The organism is Variovorax sp. FW305-3-2-15-B-LB1, from assembly GCF_058787635.1.
In genome coordinates, this window is sequence record NZ_JBYSZY010000003.1 from 147,558 (window position 1) to 165,756 (window position 18,199).

The window sequence follows — 18,199 nt, forward strand, 5'->3', positions numbered from 1 at the left end:
CCGCCGAACGCTGCCGTTCGGCGGTCGATTGAGGGAATTGATCAGACGAGTGTGCGTCCGGTCAGCCGGCTCAGGATGGCGAGCGGGCTCGATTCGGGATTGTATTGCTTCGATGCGGCCAGATGAAGGGTCTGCTCGAGCATGTACTGGCCCGCCATCACGGCGTGCGAGGTCTGGTCCGAGAAGCACACCCACACCGAACCCGGCGGGAATTTCGCCGTTTCCTGGGGCGAGTTTTCCTGGTACGCCATGTCCGACTTCATGCCGTCGTGCAGCTGCAGCATCAGGTGGTCGTACTCGCTGCGGAACGACTTGGTGACGTGCAGCGCCTGCAGCAGCTTGGCCTGCCAGCGCGCATAGGGCTTGGCCCGCGGCAGGAAGCGTTTGGCGATGTCCTCGAAAGGCTCGCCCACCCGCCACACGCGCGGTGCGCCGTCGGGATTGACGTTGGTGAACACGCGCAGGATGCGCTCGCCGTAGTTGGGACGTGACGGGAACGCATCGACGTGCAGGCGCCGGTCGTCGGCGCGCCACGACTGCACGCGCGTCTCGACCTGGGCCGGCCGGTAACTGGTCGGTGCCAGGCGCAGGGCCGGCGTGTAGTGCGGCAGCAGGCCATGGATGAGCTGCTGCGCCTGCGTGCGAAAACGCTTCACCATCGCCGCCGCGGCGCGCTGCACCGCCTCGTCGCCTACGGCACCCTTGAGCTTGCCGTGGGCATCGAGGCTGATGTTGCGCACGTCGGGCGACAGCAGGCTGGGCGTCAGCAGGCTGCGCTCTTCAGGCAGTAGCTCGAAGCCCAGCCGCGGAAAGTACAGCACCTTGCCGGCTTCCAGTTCCGCGATCCACGCCTCGTTGGGCGTGGCCGCGTTCCAGTCCGCGAGGTCCAGTTCGACCAGCTGCGTTTCCATGGCGGTGCCCGGTCAGGCGGCGGCCAGCTGCGCGTGCATCTCCTGCACCGAGATCACGCCCAGCTCGTCCATGAAGCCCATGCCTTCGACCGCGGCTTCGGCGCCGAAGATCGTGGTGAAGGTCGTCACGCGTGCCAGCAGTGCCGAGGTACGGATCTGGCGCGAGTCGGTGATCGCGTTGCGGCGCTCTTCCACCGTGTTGATGACCAAGGCAATCTCGTTGTTCTTGATCATGTCCACGATGTGCGGGCGGCCTTCGGTCACCTTGTTGACCGTCTCGCAGGCGATGCCGGCGGCGCTGATGGCCGCGGCGGTGCCCTTGGTGGCGACCAGTTCGAAGCCCAGCTTGGCCAGGCCGCGCGCCACTTCGACGGCGCGCGCCTTGTCGTTGTTCTTCACCGAGATGAAGGCCTTGCCCGACTTGGGCAACAGCGTACCCGCGCCCAGCTGCGACTTCACGAAGGCTTCGCCGAAGGTCTTGCCCACGCCCATGACTTCGCCGGTCGACTTCATCTCAGGGCCGAGGATGGTGTCCACGCCCGGGAACTTGACGAACGGGAACACGGCTTCCTTCACGCTGAAGTACGGCGGCGTCACTTCCTTGGTCACGCCCTGCGACGCGAGCGACTGGCCGGCCATGCAGCGTGCCGCCACCTTGGCCAGCTGGATGCCCGTGGCCTTGCTCACGTAAGGCACGGTGCGCGACGCACGCGGGTTCACTTCGAGCACGTAGATGACGTCCTTGCCGTCCTTCTGCTGGATGGCGAACTGCACGTTCATCAGGCCGACCACGTTCAGCGCCTTGGCCATGGCGGCGCTCTGGCGCTTCAGCTCGGCCACCGTGTCGGCGTTCAGGCTGTAGGGCGGCAGCGAGCAGGCGGAGTCGCCCGAGTGCACGCCGGCCTGTTCGATGTGCTCCATCACGCCGCCGATCAGCGTGCCGCCTTCGGCGTCGCGGATGCAGTCGACGTCGCACTCGACGGCGTCGTTCAGGAAGCGGTCGAGCAGCACCGGCGAGTCATTGCTGACCTTCACGGCCTCGCGCATGTAGCGCTCGAGGTCGCGCTGCTCGTGCACGATTTCCATCGCGCGGCCGCCGAGCACGTAGCTCGGGCGCACCACCAGCGGGTAGCCCAGGGCCGCAGCCTTTTCGAGCGCTTCGGGTTCGGTGCGCGCGGTGGCGTTCGGCGGCTGGCGCAGGCCCAGCTCGTGCAGCAGCTTCTGGAAGCGCTCACGGTCTTCGGCCGCATCGATCATGTCGGGCGAGGTGCCGATGATCGGCACGCCGTTGGCTTCGAGGTCGAGCGCGAGCTTCAACGGCGTCTGGCCGCCGTACTGCACGATCACGCCGAGCGGCTTTTCCTTGTCGACAATCTCGAGCACGTCTTCGAGCGTGAGCGGCTCGAAGTACAGGCGGTCGGAGGTGTCGTAGTCGGTCGACACGGTCTCGGGGTTGCAGTTGACCATGATGGTCTCGTAGCCGTCTTCGCGCATGGCGAGCGCGGCATGCACGCAGCAGTAGTCGAACTCGATGCCCTGGCCGATGCGGTTGGGACCGCCGCCGAGCACCATGATCTTCTTCTTGTCGGTCGGGTCGGCTTCGCACTCGTCCTCGTAGGTCGAGTACATGTAGGCGGTGTTGGTCGCGAACTCGGCCGCGCAGGTGTCCACGCGCTTGTAGACCGGGCGCACGCCCAGGGCGCGGCGCTTCTCGCGGATGGCCGTGTCGGTGGTCTTGAGCTGCTTGGCCAGGCGACGGTCGGAGAAGCCCTTCTTCTTGAGCGCGAGCAGCGTGTCCTTGTCGATGTCGTCGAGCGACTTGGTTTCCAGCTCGAGTTCGATCTTCACGATCTCTTCGATCTGCACCAGGAACCACGGGTCGATCTTGGTCAGCGCGAACACTTCATCGACGCTCAGGCCCATGGCGAAGGCGTCGCCCACGTACCAGATGCGCTCGGGACCGGGCTCGCCCAGTTCCTTCTCGAGCACTTCGCGGTCCTGCGTCTTCTCGTTCAGGCCATCGACGCCCACTTCGAGGCCGCGCAGGGCCTTCTGGAACGATTCCTGGAAGGTGCGGCCCATGGCCATCACCTCGCCCACCGACTTCATCTGCGTCGTGAGACGCGAGTCGGCCTGCGGGAATTTCTCGAACGCGAAACGCGGGATCTTGGTGACCACGTAGTCGATCGAGGGTTCGAACGACGCGGGCGTGGCACCGCCGGTGATTTCGTTGCGCAGCTCGTCGAGCGTGTAGCCCACGGCCAGCTTGGCGGCGACCTTGGCGATGGGGAAGCCCGTGGCCTTGGAGGCCAGCGCCGAGGAACGCGACACGCGCGGGTTCATCTCGATGACGACCATGCGGCCGTCCTTCGGGTTGATTGAGAACTGCACGTTCGAGCCGCCGGTGTCGACGCCGATCTCGCGCAGCACGGCCAGCGAGGCGTTGCGCAGGATCTGGTATTCCTTGTCGGACAGCGTCTGCGCGGGGGCCACGGTGATCGAGTCGCCGGTGTGCACGCCCATCGGGTCGAGGTTTTCGATCGAGCAGACGATGATGCAGTTGTCGGCCTTGTCGCGCACGACTTCCATCTCGTACTCTTTCCAGCCGAGCAGCGACTCTTCGATCAGCAGCTCGTTGGTGGGCGAGGCTTCGATGCCGCGCTTGCAGATGGTCTCGAACTCTTCCGGGTTGTAGGCGATGCCGCCGCCGGTGCCGCCCAGCGTGAAGCTGGGGCGGATGACGACCGGGAAGCCGACCGTCTTCTGCACGGCCCACGCCTCGTCGAGCGTGTGGGCGATGCCCGAACGCGCCGAGCCCAGGCCGATCTTGGTCATCGCGTCCTTGAACTTCAGGCGGTCCTCGGCCTTGTCGATGGCTTCGGGCGTGGCGCCGATCAGCTCGATCGGGCGGTTCGTGGCCGTACCGGTGTACTTGTCGAGCACGCCGTTGCGCCACAGGTCGAGCGCGCAGTTCAGCGCGGTCTGGCCGCCCATGGTCGGCAGGATCGCGTCGGGACGTTCCTTGGCGATGATTTTTTCAACCGTCTGCCAGGTGATGGGCTCGATGTAGGTGACGTCGGCCGTGGCCGGATCGGTCATGATCGTCGCGGGGTTGCTGTTGATCAGGATGACCTTGTAGCCCTCTTCGCGCAGCGCCTTGCAGGCTTGCACGCCGGAGTAGTCGAACTCGCAGGCCTGGCCGATGATGATCGGGCCGGCGCCGATGATGAGGATCGATTTGAGGTCGGTGCGCTTAGGCATTCTTGTGCTCCGTCTTGTGCTTTTCCATGAGTGCCGTGAAGCGATCGAACAGGTAGCCGATGTCGTGCGGGCCCGGCGAGGCTTCGGGGTGGCCCTGGAAGCAGAACGCGGGCTTGTCGGTGCGCGCCAGGCCCTGCAGCGTGTTGTCGAACAGGCTGATGTGGGTGGGACGCAGGTTGGCCGGCAGCGACTTCTCGTCGACCGCGAAGCCGTGGTTCTGGCTGGTGATGCTCACGCGGCCGTTGTCCAGGTCCTTCACCGGGTGGTTCGCGCCGTGGTGGCCGAACTTCATCTTGAAGGTCTTCGCGCCCGAGGCGAGCGCCATGATCTGGTGGCCCAGGCAGATGCCGAAGGTGGGAATGCCGGTTTCGATCAGTTCCTTGACGGCGCTGATGGCGTAGTCGCAGGGCTGCGGGTCACCGGGGCCGTTGGCCAGGAAGATGCCATCGGGCTTGAGCTTGAGCACGTCGGCCGCGGGCGTCTGCGCCGGCACCACGGTGATGCGCGCGCCGCGCTGCGCGATCATGCGCAGGATGTTCTTCTTGACGCCGTAGTCGAACGCAACCACGTGGAACTGCGGCGTGATCTGCACGCCGTAGCCCGCGCCGAGCTTCCACTCGGTCTCGGTCCATTCGTAGGTCTGCTTGACCGACACCACCTTGGCCAGGTCGAGGCCAGCCATGCTGGGCGCGGCCTTGGCGGCGGCGATGGCCTTGTCGATCAGCGCCTGCGTCACGGTCTCGCCCGCAGCCAGGCCCAGGATGCAGCCGTTCTGGGCGCCGTGGGTGCGCAGGTGGCGCGTGAGCTTGCGGGTGTCGATGTTCGCAATGGCCACCGTGTTGCCGGACACGAGGTACTCGGTCAGCGTGGCAGTCTTGCGGAAGTTGGACGCGACGAGGGGCAGGTCCTTGATGATCAGGCCTGCGGCATGGATCTTGTCGGCCTCGATGTCCTCGCCGTTGACACCATAGTTGCCGATGTGCGGATACGTCAGGGTGACGATCTGCTGGCAGTAGCTGGGGTCGGTGAGGATTTCCTGGTAACCGGTCATCGCGGTGTTGAACACCACTTCACCGGTCGTGGAGCCGGCGGCTCCGATCGAGTTGCCGAGAAAGACCGTGCCGTCTGCGAGCGCCAGGATGGCGGGCGGGAAACTTCCCTTGAGAGACAAAAGCACTGGGTTCTCCGGATGGTTACGGTCGCCCGGAGCCCCAGGCGCGTTGCCTGCGGACTGCTGCTTAAGGGGATTTTGGCGTTGAAGGCGGCCGGGCGACGCTGATTTGCGAGTAAGCCCCCGATTGTAGCCCGGACTGGGTGTGTTATTTGGCCTGTAGGGCCGCTCCGCTTGCGTGCAGGCAGATGGCGGCGGCCGCGGCCACGTTGAGCGACTCCTCGCCGCCCGGCTGCGCGATGCGGATGTGGTGGGCAGCCCGGGCCTCCAGCGCAGCCGAAACGCCCTGCCCCTCGTGGCCCATCAGCCAAGCGCAGGGGTGCGGCAGATCGGCCTTGTGCAGCCATTCGCCCCGGTGCGAACTGGTGGCCACCAGGGGCACCCGCAGCGCGTCGAGCGCGTCGATGTCCACGCCTTCGACCAGCCGGAGGCCGAAGTGGGCCCCCATGCCGGCACGCAGCACCTTCGGCGCCCACAGCGCGGCCGTGCCCTTGAGCGCGATCACCTGGGTGAAGCCGAAAGCCGCCGCGCTGCGCAGGATGGAGCCGGCATTGCCGGCATCCTGCAGGCGGTCGAGCACCACGCTCGGGGCGTCGGGCAGGATTTCGGGCCGTGGCGGCAGGTCGAGCACGAAGCCCATCGGCGCGGGCGACTCCAGGCCACTCACTGCGCGCAGCAGATCGTCGGCGACCACTACCGTTTTGATAGCACTGCGCACCCATTCGGCGGGTGCAGAGGGCCAGAACGCTTCCGAAAACACCGCCACCGCCGGCCGGACGCCGCGGGCCAGCGCCGCACGGCACAGGTGATCGCCCTCGAGCCAGAGCCGGCCGAGCTTGCGGTAGGCGCCCGGGTCTTGCGCGAGCTTGCGCAAATCCTTGAGCAAGGGGTTGTCGCGCGAGCTGATGTGGCTCGGGCCGGTGTCGGTGGTCATGGCGGGCTCAGGGGGCGGCGCGCGGATCGAGGCGCGCGCCATGGTTTTCGGCGGCGCCGATCACGTGGGCGACCGAAACCTCGCCGGCCATGACATTGACGCCTGACGTTGCAGCAGCCGTGCGCGCCAGCGCCGCCGCCACCGGGCTGAACGACCGGCGGTGATGCACGCAGGCCCCGTGGCGCTGGAGCGCCTCGAGGTGTTCGCGCGTGCCGTAGCCCTTGTGGCCGGCAAAGCCGTAGTGGGGAAATTCGTCGTGCAGTTGCGTGCAAAGCCGGTCGCGGTGCACCTTGGCCAGGATGGACGCGGCCGAGATCGCCTTGACCCGCGCGTCGCCCTTGACGATGGCCTCGGCCAGCACGTCGAGCCGGGGCAGCCGGTTGCCGTCCACCAGCACCTTGACCGGCTTGAGCCGCAAGCCTTCGACCGCGCGACGCATCGCGAGCATGGTGGCCTGCAGGATGTTGAGGCTGTCGATCTCCTCGACCGAGGCCTGCGCGATCGAGCAGCACAGCGCCTTGGCCAGGATCTGGTCGTGCAGGCGTTCGCGCTGCAGCGCCGTGAGCGTCTTGGAGTCGGCCAGGCCGCGGATCGGGCGCAGGTCGTCGAGGATCACGGCCGCGGCCACCACGGGGCCGGCCAGCGGTCCGCGCCCTGCTTCGTCGACGCCCGCCATCAGGCCGGGCGCGTCCCACACCAGCGGGGCCTGCTCAGCCTTCAAGAACTTTCTGGATCGCATCGGCGCACAGTGTGGGCGTGTCGCGCTGCAATTGCACATGCAGCGCTGAAAATCTTTGTTGCAGCGCCTGCGTCTTCGCGGGCGCGTCGAGCCATTCGAGCGTGGCCTGTGCCAGCGCCTCGGGCGAGGCGGCTTCCTGCAGCAATTCGGGCACCACGAACTCGCGGCACAGGATGTTCGGCAGCCCGACCCAGGGCTGCAGCTGCTTGCGCTGCATGAGGCGCCACGAGAGCCCGTTCATGTTGTAGGCGATGACCATCGGGCGCTTGAACAGCGCCGCCTCGAGCGTGGCCGTGCCGCTGGCGATCAGCGTGACGTCGCAGGCGGCGAGCGCGGCATGGGACTGGCCGTCGAGCAGCTTCACCCGCCCTGCCATGCCGGCGGCCTGCAGCAGGCTTTCGACCTCGCCGCGCAACCCCGGCAGGATCGGCGCGATGAACTGCAGCTTCGGCTTGGCCTTCTGCATCAGCGCCGCGGCCGCGAAGAAGCGGGCCGCCAAGTAGCGTATTTCCGAACGCCGGCTGCCGGGCAGCAGCGCAACGACCTGCGCCTCGGGGTCCAGCCCGAGTGCGGCGCGGGCGGCGGCGCGGTCGGGCGTCATCGGGATCACGTTGGCAATCGGATGGCCCACATAGCTCGCGGCCACGCCCTGCTTTTCGAGCAATTCGGGCTCGAACGGGAAGATGCACAGCACGTGATCGGCGGCGGCGCGGATCTTGTCGATGCGGTCGGCGCGCCAGGCCCAGATCGAGGGACAGACGAAATGAACCGTCTTGATGCCCTCGCTGCGCAGGCCGGCTTCGAGGTCGAGATTGAAATCGGGCGCGTCGACACCGATGAACAGCTCGGGGCGCTCGCGCAGCAGTCGGGCCTTGAGCTGGCGGCGGATGCCAGCGATCTCGGCGTAGTGCCGAAGCACCTCGATGTAGCCGCGCACGGCCAGCTTTTCCTGCGGCCACCAGCTCTGGAAGCCGTGGGCCAGCATGCGCGGACCGCCGATGCCGACGGTCTGCAAGGCCGGCCAGCGGGCTTCGAGGCCGTCGAGCAGCAAACCCGCGAGCAGGTCGCCGGACGCTTCGCCCGCGACCAGCGCGAAGCGGCGCTGTTCGTTCGTGCTCATCGCGCCCATGTCAGCGCGCGATGCCGCGCGTTGAATGGGCGAGGAAGGCCTCCATCAGCGCGACATCGCCGGCGGCCTCGGGCATTTCCGCTGCGAGCTCGGCGATGGCGGCGCGCGCCTCTTCGAGCGTCTTGCCCTGGCGGTACAGCAGGCGGTGCATCTGCTTGACCGCTGCGAGCCGCTGCGCCGAGAAATCGCGCCGGCGCAGACCCACGATGTTGAAGCCGCGCACGGCCAGCGGATTGCCATCGACCAGCATGAACGGCGGCACGTCCTGCGAGATCGCGCTCGCAAAACCGACCATGGCGTGCGCGCCCACCGAGACGAACTGATGGATGCCGGTCAGGCCGCCGATCGTGACCCAGTCGGCCAGATGCACGTGCCCAGCCAGCGTGGTGTTGTTGGACAGCGTCGTGTGGTTGTCGACCCGGCAGTCGTGCGCGATGTGCGTGTACGCCATGATCCAGTTGTCGTTGCCGACACGCGTGATGCCCCCTGCCCCGGGCACGCCGAGGTTGAAGGTGCAGAACTCGCGGATCACGTTGCGGTCGCCGATGGTGAGCTCGGTGGGCTCACCCGCGTATTTCTTGTCTTGCGGGATCGCGCCGAGCGACGAGAACTGGAAGATCCTGTTGTCGCGCCCGATGGTGGTGCGCCCTTCGATCACGCAGTGCGCGCCGATGGTGGTGCCCGCGCCGATCCGCACGTGCGGGCCGATCACGGTGTAGGGACCGACCGACACCGAGGCGTCGAGCTGGGCCTTCGGGTCGACGATCGCGGTCGAATGAACCTGGGTCATGCCTTGCAAGAGACGATGAGCCGGATCAGCTGTTGATCTGGCGCATGGCGCACATCAGCGAGGCTTCGCACGCCAGTTCGCTGCCCACGAGCGCACGGCCCTTGAACTTCGAGATGCCGGCCTTCATGCGCTCGATCTCGACTTCCAGCGTGAGCTGGTCGCCCGGCTCCACGGGGCGCTTGAAGCGCGCGCCGTCGATGGCCGCAAAGTAGTAGACCGTGTTGTCGTCGGGCACGATGTCGAGCGAGCGGAACGACAGCAGCGCCGCGGCCTGCGCCATGGCTTCGAGCATCAGCACGCCCGGCATCACCGGACGGTGAGGGAAGTGGCCGTTGAAGAAGGGCTCGTTCATCGTCACGTTCTTGAGCGCCGTGATGCGCTTGCCCTTCTCCATGCTCAACACCCGATCCACCAGGAGAAACGGGTAGCGATGCGGCAGCAACTTGAGAATTTGGTGGATATCGAGCGTCGTGTCCGTCATGGTGTTCTGTTCCTGCATCGTCGTCATTGTTTCGAGGGGGCTTTTTCCAGCGCCTTCAGTCGTTCGCGCAGGCTGTGCAACTGCTTGAGCGTTGCCGCATTCTTTTCCCAGTTCGCATTGTCATCGATCGGAAACATGCCGGTGTACTGGCCGGCCTTGCGGATGGAGCGTGTCACCACGGTCGCCGCCGACACATGCACGCCGTCGGCCACCGTGAGGTGGCCCAGCACGATGGCGCCGCCGCCGAAGGTGCAGTGGGCGCCGATGGTGGCGCTGCCGGCCACGCCGACGCAGCCCGCCATGGCGGTGTGCTTGCCGACGCGCACGTTGTGGCCGATCTGGATCAGGTTGTCGAGCTTCACGCCGTCTTCGATCACGGTGTCGTCGAGCGCGCCGCGGTCGATGCAGGTGTTGGCGCCGATCTCGACGTCGTTGCCGATGCGCACCGCGCCCAGCTGCTCGATCTTGACCCAGGCGCCCTGGTGCGGCGCGAGGCCGAAGCCGTCGGCCCCGATCACCACACCGGGCTGCAGCAGGCAGCGTTCGCCGATGGTGCAGTCTTCGCTGACCGTGACGCGCGACTTCAGCACGGTGCCCGCACCGATGCGCGCGCCCCGCTCCACCACGCACAGCGCGCCGATGCGCGCGGTGGCGTCGACCTGAGCTTCGGGATGGATCACGGCGGAAGGATGGATGCGATCGGCTTCCGGGCGCGCATGGTGCGCTTTCCACAGCTGCGTCAGGCGCGCAAAGTAGTAGTACGGATCGGGCGTGACGATGTAGGCGCCACGCGCCGCGGCGGCCTCGCGCATGGCGGGCGACACGATGACACAGGCCGCCTTGGAGGCGGCCAGTTCCTGCTGGTATTTGGGATGGCTCAGGAAGCTGAGCGCATCGGGCTGTGCATTCTGAAGCGGCGCGAGCCGCTCGATGGACAGCGTGGCATCTCCATGAAGCTCGCCCCCGAGGGCGTCAACGATGGCTCCGAGCTGCAGCGACACGCCGGTTCGCGGCGTTACTTGCCGGCCGCAGGCGCAGAGGAGCCGACCGACGCGTTGAGCGCCTTGATCACCTTGTCGGTGATGTCGTGCTTCGGGTTGATGTAGATCGCTTCCTGGAGGATGGCGTCGTACTTTTCGGCTTCGGCGACCTGCTTGACCACGCGGTTGGCGCGCTCGTAGACCTGCTGGAGCTCTTCGTTCTTGCGCGCGTTCAGGTCTTCCTGGAACTCGCGGCGCTTGCGCTGGAAGTCGCGGTCCTGGTCGACCAGCGAACGCTGGCGCGAGACGCGCTGGCTTTCCGACAGGGTCGGTGCCTCGCGCTCGAACTTCTCCGAGGCCGTCTTCAGCGCATCGCCCTGCACGGTCAGGTCCTTTTCGCGCTTGAGGAATTCAGCCTCGAGCTTGGCTTGCGCGGTCTTGGCCGGCTGCGCTTCGCGCAGCACACGGTCGGGGTTCACGAAACCGATGCGAAAGCTTTCCTGGGCCTGCGCGGGCGCAGCCATGAGGGCAAAAGCGGGAATCAGGAACGCGCCGGCGGCAGCGCGAATCAAATGCTTCATTTAGAAAGACGTTCCGATCTGGAATTGGAGGCGCTGAATTCTATCCTTCGGGATCACGACGAACCCGGTGCTCGGATCCGTCACTTCCTTCTGGGATTTGACGGGGAAGGCGTAGGCCAGGCGCAGCGGGCCCAGCGGCGAGATCCAGCTGATGCCCAGGCCGACCGAGGCGCGCAGCTTCTTCTGGGCCTTCCATTGCTCGTCCGTCACGTTGGGTGCACGGGAGCCGAACACGTTACCGACGTCGAAGAAGCCGTACAGGCGCAGCGTGCGGTCGTTGCCGGCGCCGGGGAACGGCGTGCTCAGCTCGGCGTTGAAGATAGCCTTCTTGGTACCGCCCAGTGCCGCGCCTTCGGTCTGGCCGAGCAGCGGCTGGTCGCGCGGGCCCAGCGAGTTCTGCTCGAAACCGCGGATCGACCCCAGGCCACCGGCGTAGAAGTTCTTGAAGATCGGGTAGACCTTGCCACCGAAGGCCTTGGCATAGCCCACTTCGCCGTTGATGGCGAAGGTGTACTGCTTGTTGATCGCGAAGAACTGCTGGTACTGGTAGCTGGTCTTCAGGTACTTCATGTCGCCGCCCACGCCCAACTCGAGGTTGGCGCGCTGCAGGCGGCCGGTGGTCGGGACCAGCGCGCTGTCGCGGCTGTCGCGGCCCCAGCCCACGGTCAGCGGGATGCCCCAGACGCTCTTCTGGTCGCAGCTGGTGACGAACCAGCCGGTCGCGTCCTTGCCGCAATGGAAGTAGTTCAGGTACGACTGCGGCGTGGTGAGGCCGGCGAGCGCCGAGCGGTTCGGGTCGAACGCGTAGCGCTCCAGGCCGACGCCGAAGAAGACGGTGTCGAGTTCGCTGAACGGCACGCCGAAACGGATCGAGGCGCCCTGGTTCACCAGCTTGTAGTCGCCGTCTTCGTTCGTGGAGTACGGACGCGTCGTCGTGTGGTAGACGCTGATCGTGCGCGAGATGCCGTCCTTCGTGAAGTACGGGTCGGTGGTGGTCAGCGACAGCGTGCGGTTGTACTTGCTGGTGTTGACCTGCACGCCCAGGAAATTGCCCGAGCCGAACACGTTTTCCTGCGAGATGCCGAAGGTCAACGCGACCTTTTCCGCGCTCGAGTAGCCGGCACCCAACTGCAGCGTGCCGGTGGGCTTCTCGGCCACGTTGACGGTCAGGTCGACCTGGTCGGGCGAGCCGGGCACTTCCTGGGTCTCGACGTTCACTTCGGTGAAGAAGCCCAGGCGGTCCACGCGGTCGCGCGAGACCTTGATCTTGTCGCCGTCGTACCACGAGGCTTCGAACTGGCGGAACTCGCGGCGGATCACTTCGTCGCGCGTCTTGTTGTTGCCGCCGACCGACACGCGGCGCACGTACACGCGGCGCGAGGGCTCGGCCTGCAGCGTGAGCGTGACGCGGTTGTTCACGCGGTCGATGTCCGGACGCGCCTGCACGCGGGCGAAGGCGTAGCCGAAGGTGCCGAAGTAGTCGCTGAAGGCCTTGGTGGTCTCCGTGACTTGCTCGCCGTTGTAGGGCTCGCCGGGCTTGATCGTGATGAGCGACTTGAACTCGTCGTCGCGGCCCAGGTAGTTGCCGTCGAGCTTGATGCCCGCCACCACGAACTTCTCGCCTTCGGTGATGTTCACCGTGACGCTCAGGTCCTTGCGGTCCGGCGAAATGGCGACCTGGGTCGAATCGATGCGGAACTCGAGGTAGCCGCGGGTGATGTAGTAGCTCTTCAGTGTCTCGAGGTCGGCGTTGAGCTTGGCGCGCGAGTACTGGTTCGACTTGGTGTACCAGCTCATGAAGCCGCCGCTGTCCTGGTCGAACAGGCTCAGCAGCGTCGATTCGCTGAAGGCCTTGTTGCCGACCACGTGCACTTCGCGGATGCGGGCGGATTCGCCTTCGGTCACGGTGAACGTCAGGTTCACGCGGTTGCGCTCGATGGGCGTGACGGTGGTCACGACGTTCGCGTTGTAGAGGCTGCGGCTCACGTACTGGCGCTTGAGCTCCTGCTCGGCGCGGTCGGCCAGGGCCTTGTCGTACGGGCGGCCGTCGGCCAGGCCGATTTCACGCAGCGCCTTCTGCAGCGCCGCCTTGTCGAATTCCTTGGCGCCGACAAAGTCGACGTCGGCGATGGTGGGCCGCTCTTCGACGATCACCACCAGCACGTTGCCGTTGACGTCGATACGCACGTCCTTGAACAACCCCAGGTCGAACAGCGCGCGGATCGCGGCCGAGCCGCGTTCGTCGCTGTAGGTGTCGCCCACACGCAGGGGCAGCGACCCGAAGATCGTGCCGGCCTCGACGCGTTGCAAGCCTTCGACGCGGATATCGCGCACCGTGAAAGGCTCGACGGCCCAAGCGGCCGTGGCCGCCAGCGTGCTGGCCACCACCGCGGCAACGCTACGCAGGCGAAAGCGACTGAAGTTTGTGTTCATCTGTGAATTGGGCCGGCACGGAAAGGGCCGGCAGAAAGTTAACCAAAGAGCCGCGTGACGTCGTTGAAGAGTGCGACCGACATCATCACCAGCAGCAAGGCGACACCGCCACGCTGCAGCCGTTCCATCCAGGCGTCGGAGACGCTTTTCCCGGTCAGGCCCTCCCAAAGATAATACATCAGGTGCCCCCCATCGAGGACCGGCAGCGGCATCAGGTTGAGCACCCCGAGGCTCACGCTGATGAGCGCGAGAAAGACCAGGTACTGCGTCAGACCGAGGCTGGCGGACTTGCCGGCGTAATCAGCAATTGTTAAGGGACCGCTCAGGTTCTTGATCGAGGCCTCACCGATCAGCATCTTGCCCATCATGCGAACCGTGAGCGCGGACACCTCCCAGGTGCGCACCACGCCACGCCAGACGCCGTCGATGACGCCCTGGCGCACCGTGACCATCTCCGGCGGCGCGCCGACGTAGGCGCCGATGCGCGCGACCTTGGTGGCGCCCTCTTCGCGCACTTCCGGCTTGACTTCGAGCGAGAGCGGCTGGCCGCCGCGCTGGAGCTGCCAGGTCTGTGTGCGCGCCTGCCCGGAGGCATCGATCGAGGCACGGATGACTTCGCGCAGCTGCTGCCCGTCGAGGATGGGGGTGTCGCCAATGGCCAGGACCAGGTCGCCGTGGCGAAGGCCCGAACGCTCCGCCGCGCTGCCCGCCATGACCTCGCCGATCTCGGGACGGGTCAGCGGTGCGACCACGCCGATCTTGCGGAACATCTGCGGATCGGCGTCCTTGGCCTCCATGCGGCTCAGCGGCAGGACCAGTTGACGGCCGGGGCGACCGCCCTCACCCGCCACTTCGAGCGTGAGGTCGCGGCCGTCGAGCGCGCCGCGCGTCATGCGCCAGCGCAGGTCTTCGAAGGACTGGACCGGTGACAGGTCGCCGTCGAAACCGGCCTGGGTGATGTGTTCGCCGCCGCGCAGGCCGGCCGCCTCGGCCAGCGACGCCGCCACGGGCCGGGCCAGCTTGGCCACGGGCTCGTCGACGCCGATCCAGTTGACCGCCGTGTACAGAACGACCGCCAGCAGCAGGTTGGCGATCGGACCGGCGGCCACGATGGCCGCGCGCGAACGCAGCGGCTGGGTGTTGAAGGCGCGGTGCCGCTCTTCGGGCGCCACGGGACCTTCGCGCTCGTCGAGCATCTTGACGTAGCCGCCGAAGGGAAAAGCACCGATCACGAACTCGGTCTGCTGCCCCGGATGCTGGCGCTTGGGCTGCCAGCGCAGGAGGGCCTTGCCGAAGCCGACCGAGAAGCGCTCCACCTTGACGCCGCAGGCCACGGCCACGCGGTAGTGGCCGTATTCATGGACCGCGATGAGGACGCCGAGAGCGACCACAAAAGCTATGACGGTGAGCATCGGGGTCCTCTGCGCTGTAGGGAATCAGGCCGCGAAACGTGCCGCGGCGGCATTCGCCGCCTCGCGGGCGCTGGCGTCGAGCGCCAGCAGGTCGGCCAGCGATGCCGGCTTTGAGGGCATGACCGCCTCCAAAGTTTCCAGGTTGACCGCATGAATGCGATCGAAACGCAGGCGCCGGTCGAGAAAGGCGGCCACAGCCACCTCGTTGGCCGCGTTCAGCACCGCCGTGGTGCCCGACGCAGCGCGCAAGGCCTGCCACGCCAGGCCCAGGCCGGGGAACAGCGCAGGATCGGGCGCGTCGAAGGTCAGCGAGTCCATCTGGCGGAAATCGAGCCGTGCCGCCCCGCTTTCGATGCGCTCCGGCCAGGCCAGCCCGACCGCGATCGGCACGCGCATGTCGGGCGTGCCGAGTTGGGCGATGACCGAGGCGTCGGTGAACTGCACCATCGAATGGACCACGCTCTGCGGGTGGATGACGACCTCGATCTGCTCCGGCGACACGCCGAACAGGTGTCGCGCCTCGATCACCTCGAGCGCCTTGTTCATCATCGTGGCCGAGTCGACCGAGATCTTGCGGCCCATGACCCAGTTCGGGTGCGCACAGGCCTGCTCGGGCGTCACGGCGCCCAGCGTGTCGGGTGCCCGGGTGCGGAACGGGCCGCCCGAGGCGGTCAGGATGATCTTGTCGATGCGCCGCGCCCAGGTGGACGGGTCTTCGGGCAGCGACTGAAAGATGGCCGAATGCTCGCTGTCGATGGGCAGCAGCGTGGCGCCGCCCTCCTGCACCGTGCGCATGAACAGCTCGCCACCGACGACCAGCGCTTCCTTGTTGGCCAGCAGCAGGCGCTTGCCGGCGCGCGCGGCGGCCAGGCACGGCGCCAGGCCGGCAGCACCGACGATGGCGGCCATCACGGCGTCGACTTCGTCATCCGACGCTATTTTTTCGAGAGCATCATCGCCCATCAGGACGCGGGTCGGCAGGTTGTTCTGCTTGAGCTTTTCGGCCAGCAGCGCGGCATGCGGCGCACTGGCCATGACGGCGAAGCGCGGCGAGAAGCGCGCGCATTGGGCCAGCAGCTCGTCGACCTTGGTGGCCGCCGAGAGCGCAAACACCTCGAAGCGTTCGGGGTGACGGGCAATGACGTCGAGCGTGCTGACACCGACCGAACCGGTCGAGCCAAGCACCGTGACACGTTGTTTGGGAGTGTTCACAGGAAAGCCAGCATCATGGCAATGGGAAGTGCCGGCAAGAGGGCATCCACGCGGTCGAGCACGCCGCCGTGGCCGGGCAGCAGCCGGCTGCTGTCCTTGGCGCCGGCGCTGCGCTTGATCAGCGATTCAACGAGGTCGCCGACGACGCTCATCGCCGCCAGGAACACCGCCCCGATCAACAGCAGCCACCAGCCGCGCTCATGCAGGCGGGTGTAGAGGCTGGGCACCGTGGCGCCCAGGCTCTTGTCGGCCCAGACCCAGGCGAACGCCAGCACGATGACGCCGGCCATGCCGCCCCAGACACCTTCCCAGCTCTTGCCGGGACTGATGGCCGGCGCCAGCTTGGCGCGGGTGAACTTCAGGCCGAAGGCGCGGCCGGCGAAATAGGCGAACACGTCCGCCACCCAGACCAGCACCAGGATCGACAGCAGGAAGTTGATGCCGACCATGCGTGCCTGCACCGCCGCGAGCCATGCGACCCACAACGCCAGCAGGCCGCCCACCAGCCGCAGTCCGCGCGGAATGCGCGGCCAGCCGGGCACTGCGACGCGCAGCAGCGCCGCGCCGCCGAGCACCCAGGCCGCGCTGGCCAGGGACCACATGAGGAACAAGCGCTGCTCCAGCAGCCCCAGCCACCACGACAGCCCGCACAGCGCCACCATCTCGGCACCCAGGAACAGCGACATGCCCTGCCCATAGCCGTTCAGGCGCCCCCACTCCCACGCGGCGGCGCCGATCAGCACCAGCATCACGCAGGCGAAGGGAATGTGGTTTCGGTAGAACAGCGCCGGCAGCAGGATCGCGAGCAGCACGATCGCCGTGAGGATGCGTTGTTTGAGCATGCGGAGGGTGGTGTCGGGCCGTTGTCAGGCCGCGGAAGCCGAGACCTGCGCCGAGGTCTGGCCGAAGCGACGCTCGCGGCCCTGAAACGCGGCAATGGCCTCGTCCAGCGCAGCCTCGTCGAACTCGGGCCACAGCTTGTCGCTGAAGAACAGCTCGGCGTAGGCACTCTGCCAAAGCAGGAAATTCGACAGCCGCTGCTCGCCACCCGTGCGGATGAACAGGTCGGGGTCGGGCACGTGGGCCAGCGCCATGGCGCGATCGAGGTTCATCTCGGTCATGGGCAGGCCCTGCTCGGCGAGCTTGGCCGCGGCACGCGCGATGTCCCAGCGTCCGCCATAGTTGAAGCAGATGTTGAGAATCAGACGCGAGTTGTGGGCCGTGGTCTGCTCGGCTGACACCAAGCCGGCCACCATCTTGTCGGACAGGCCGGCGCGTTCGCCCACGAAATGCAGCCGCACGCCATCGGCGTTGAGGCGCGGCACTTCGCGTGCGAGTGCCCCGACCATCAGCTGCATCAGGCCGGAGACCTCTTCAGGGGGACGGTTCCAGTTCTCCGAGGAGAACGCGAACACGGTGAGCACGCCCACGCCACGGTCGGCGCAGGCCTTGACGCAGCGCCGCAGCGACTCCACGCCCTGCTTGTGCCCCGCCACGCGGGGCAGGAAGCGCTTGGTGGCCCACCGGCCGTTGCCATCCATGACGATGGCAACGTGGTGCGGAGGGGTCGTCGTCTGCGGCGAGGAGGCCATGCGGAGCCTCAAACGGCCATGATCTCCGCTTCTTTCGCGGCGACCAGACGGTCGATTTCCGCGATGTGCTTGTCGGTGACCTTCTGGATGTCGCCTTCGGCGCGTTTCTGGTCGTCTTCCGAGGCCAGCTTGTCCTTCACGAGCTTCTTGACGGCTTCGTTCGCGTCGCGGCGCAGGTTGCGCGTCGCGATCTTGGCGCTTTCGCCTTCGTTGCGGACCAGCTTGGTCATTTCCTTGCGGCGCTCTTCGCTCATGGCGGGCAGCGGCACGCGGATCAGGTCGCCCATCGACGCGGGGTTCAGGCCCAGGTCGCTTTCGCGGATGGCCTTCTCGATCTTGGCGCCCATGCCCTTTTCCCAGGGCTGGACGCTGATCGTGCGCGAGTCGAGCACCGACACGTTGGCCACCTGGCTCAGCGGCACCTGCGAGCCGTAGTACTCGACGTGGATCGAGTCGAGCAGCGCCGAGTTGGCACGGCCCGTGCGGATCTTGGTGAGGTTGTTCTGGAAGGCGGCGAGCGACTGGTTCATCTTCGCGTCGGTCGCACTGCGAATGTCTGCAATGGTCATCTCA

At 66.8% G+C, this 18,199-nt stretch carries 16 protein-coding genes; all 16 read right to left on the reverse strand.

The genetic code is table 11. The annotated features are described in order from the left end of the window. Positions 1-41: 41 nt before the first annotated feature. Positions 42-911: a Kdo hydroxylase KdoO gene (gene kdoO / locus AC3WQR_RS03355; RefSeq protein WP_095947722.1), complete on the reverse strand. Its 870-nt coding sequence runs from the start codon at positions 909-911 to the stop codon at positions 42-44. Positions 912-923: 12 nt separating this feature from the next. Beyond that, entirely contained in the window at positions 924-4,172 is a 3,249-nt protein-coding gene (gene carB / locus AC3WQR_RS03360; protein WP_095745193.1) for a carbamoyl-phosphate synthase large subunit, read from the reverse strand. Continuing rightward, a complete protein-coding gene (carA, locus tag AC3WQR_RS03365) occupies positions 4,165-5,349 on the reverse strand; it encodes a glutamine-hydrolyzing carbamoyl-phosphate synthase small subunit (protein WP_062471578.1) in 1,185 nt (394 codons plus the stop codon). The genes carB and carA overlap by 8 nt, the downstream gene beginning before the upstream one ends. Positions 5,350-5,491: 142 nt before the next feature. Beyond that, complete coding sequence (locus AC3WQR_RS03370) at positions 5,492-6,277, reverse strand: TrmH family RNA methyltransferase (RefSeq protein ID WP_492741152.1); 786 nt, start codon at positions 6,275-6,277, stop codon at positions 5,492-5,494. Positions 6,278-6,284: 7 nt separating this feature from the next. After that, complete coding sequence (gene rnhB, locus AC3WQR_RS03375; RefSeq protein ID WP_492741153.1) at positions 6,285-7,016, reverse strand: ribonuclease HII; 732 nt, start codon at positions 7,014-7,016, stop codon at positions 6,285-6,287. Then, the gene (gene lpxB, locus AC3WQR_RS03380) at positions 6,988-8,136 is read right to left on the reverse strand and encodes a lipid-A-disaccharide synthase (RefSeq protein WP_492741154.1); all 1,149 of its coding nucleotides are present in this window, start codon (positions 8,134-8,136) and stop codon (positions 6,988-6,990) included. Before lpxB ends, rnhB begins: the two co-directional genes overlap by 29 nt. 10 nt (positions 8,137-8,146) lie before the next feature. Further along, on the reverse strand, positions 8,147-8,935 hold the full coding sequence (gene lpxA / locus AC3WQR_RS03385) for an acyl-ACP--UDP-N-acetylglucosamine O-acyltransferase (protein WP_095745191.1): 789 nt from the start codon (positions 8,933-8,935) through the stop codon (positions 8,147-8,149). 25 nt (positions 8,936-8,960) lie between these two features. Beyond that, positions 8,961-9,443 (reverse strand): 3-hydroxyacyl-ACP dehydratase FabZ, encoded by a 483-nt coding sequence (gene fabZ, locus AC3WQR_RS03390; protein ID WP_255221048.1) that lies wholly within the window; start codon positions 9,441-9,443, stop codon positions 8,961-8,963. After that, positions 9,440-10,417 (reverse strand): UDP-3-O-(3-hydroxymyristoyl)glucosamine N-acyltransferase, encoded by a 978-nt coding sequence (gene lpxD / locus AC3WQR_RS03395; RefSeq protein WP_492741155.1) that lies wholly within the window; start codon positions 10,415-10,417, stop codon positions 9,440-9,442. The genes fabZ and lpxD overlap by 4 nt, the downstream gene beginning before the upstream one ends. Positions 10,418-10,431: 14 nt before the next feature. After that, positions 10,432-10,977, reverse strand: coding sequence for an OmpH/Skp family outer membrane protein (locus tag AC3WQR_RS03400; RefSeq protein ID WP_070060531.1), 546 nt, complete (start codon positions 10,975-10,977; stop codon positions 10,432-10,434). Continuing rightward, positions 10,978-13,410, reverse strand: coding sequence for an outer membrane protein assembly factor BamA (gene bamA / locus AC3WQR_RS03405; protein WP_062471595.1), 2,433 nt, complete (start codon positions 13,408-13,410; stop codon positions 10,978-10,980). It abuts the gene before it with no gap. Positions 13,411-13,448: 38 nt separating this feature from the next. Next, positions 13,449-14,822 (reverse strand): RIP metalloprotease RseP, encoded by a 1,374-nt coding sequence (rseP, locus tag AC3WQR_RS03410; protein WP_492696033.1) that lies wholly within the window; start codon positions 14,820-14,822, stop codon positions 13,449-13,451. Between the two features lie 24 nt (positions 14,823-14,846). Beyond that, positions 14,847-16,034: a 1-deoxy-D-xylulose-5-phosphate reductoisomerase gene (gene ispC / locus AC3WQR_RS03415; protein WP_492741156.1), complete on the reverse strand. Its 1,188-nt coding sequence runs from the start codon at positions 16,032-16,034 to the stop codon at positions 14,847-14,849. Beyond that, a complete protein-coding gene (locus AC3WQR_RS03420) occupies positions 16,031-16,876 on the reverse strand; it encodes a phosphatidate cytidylyltransferase (protein WP_070060528.1) in 846 nt (281 codons plus the stop codon). Before AC3WQR_RS03420 ends, ispC begins: the two co-directional genes overlap by 4 nt. A 24-nt stretch (positions 16,877-16,900) precedes the next feature. Then, complete coding sequence (gene uppS / locus AC3WQR_RS03425; RefSeq protein ID WP_095947730.1) at positions 16,901-17,626, reverse strand: polyprenyl diphosphate synthase; 726 nt, start codon at positions 17,624-17,626, stop codon at positions 16,901-16,903. Between the two features lie 8 nt (positions 17,627-17,634). After that, positions 17,635-18,195, reverse strand: a complete 561-nt coding sequence (gene frr / locus AC3WQR_RS03430) for a ribosome recycling factor (protein ID WP_062471609.1) — start codon at positions 18,193-18,195, stop codon at positions 17,635-17,637. Between the last annotated feature and the right edge of the window lie 4 nt (positions 18,196-18,199).

Excerpts from the sequence above, each read along its gene's own strand:
- kdoO (WP_095947722.1), bottom strand. The coding sequence starts at position 911 with ATGGAAACGCAGCTGGTCGAACTGGACCTCGCGGACTGGAACGCGGCC.
- carB (WP_095745193.1), bottom strand. The coding sequence starts at position 4,172 with ATGCCTAAGCGCACCGACCTCAAATCGATCCTCATCATCGGCGCCGGC.
- AC3WQR_RS03370 (WP_492741152.1), bottom strand. The coding sequence starts at position 6,277 with ATGACCACCGACACCGGCCCGAGCCACATCAGCTCGCGCGACAACCCC.
- rnhB (WP_492741153.1), bottom strand. The coding sequence starts at position 7,016 with ATGCGATCCAGAAAGTTCTTGAAGGCTGAGCAGGCCCCGCTGGTGTGG.
- lpxB (WP_492741154.1), bottom strand. The coding sequence starts at position 8,136 with ATGAGCACGAACGAACAGCGCCGCTTCGCGCTGGTCGCGGGCGAAGCG.
- lpxA (WP_095745191.1), bottom strand. The coding sequence starts at position 8,935 with ATGACCCAGGTTCATTCGACCGCGATCGTCGACCCGAAGGCCCAGCTC.
- fabZ (WP_255221048.1), bottom strand. The coding sequence starts at position 9,443 with ATGACGACGATGCAGGAACAGAACACCATGACGGACACGACGCTCGAT.
- AC3WQR_RS03400 (WP_070060531.1), bottom strand. The coding sequence starts at position 10,977 with ATGAAGCATTTGATTCGCGCTGCCGCCGGCGCGTTCCTGATTCCCGCT.
- bamA (WP_062471595.1), bottom strand. The coding sequence starts at position 13,410 with ATGAACACAAACTTCAGTCGCTTTCGCCTGCGTAGCGTTGCCGCGGTG.
- rseP (WP_492696033.1), bottom strand. The coding sequence starts at position 14,822 with ATGCTCACCGTCATAGCTTTTGTGGTCGCTCTCGGCGTCCTCATCGCG.
- AC3WQR_RS03420 (WP_070060528.1), bottom strand. The coding sequence starts at position 16,876 with ATGCTCAAACAACGCATCCTCACGGCGATCGTGCTGCTCGCGATCCTG.
- uppS (WP_095947730.1), bottom strand. The coding sequence starts at position 17,626 with ATGGCCTCCTCGCCGCAGACGACGACCCCTCCGCACCACGTTGCCATC.
- frr (WP_062471609.1), bottom strand. The coding sequence starts at position 18,195 with ATGACCATTGCAGACATTCGCAGTGCGACCGACGCGAAGATGAACCAG.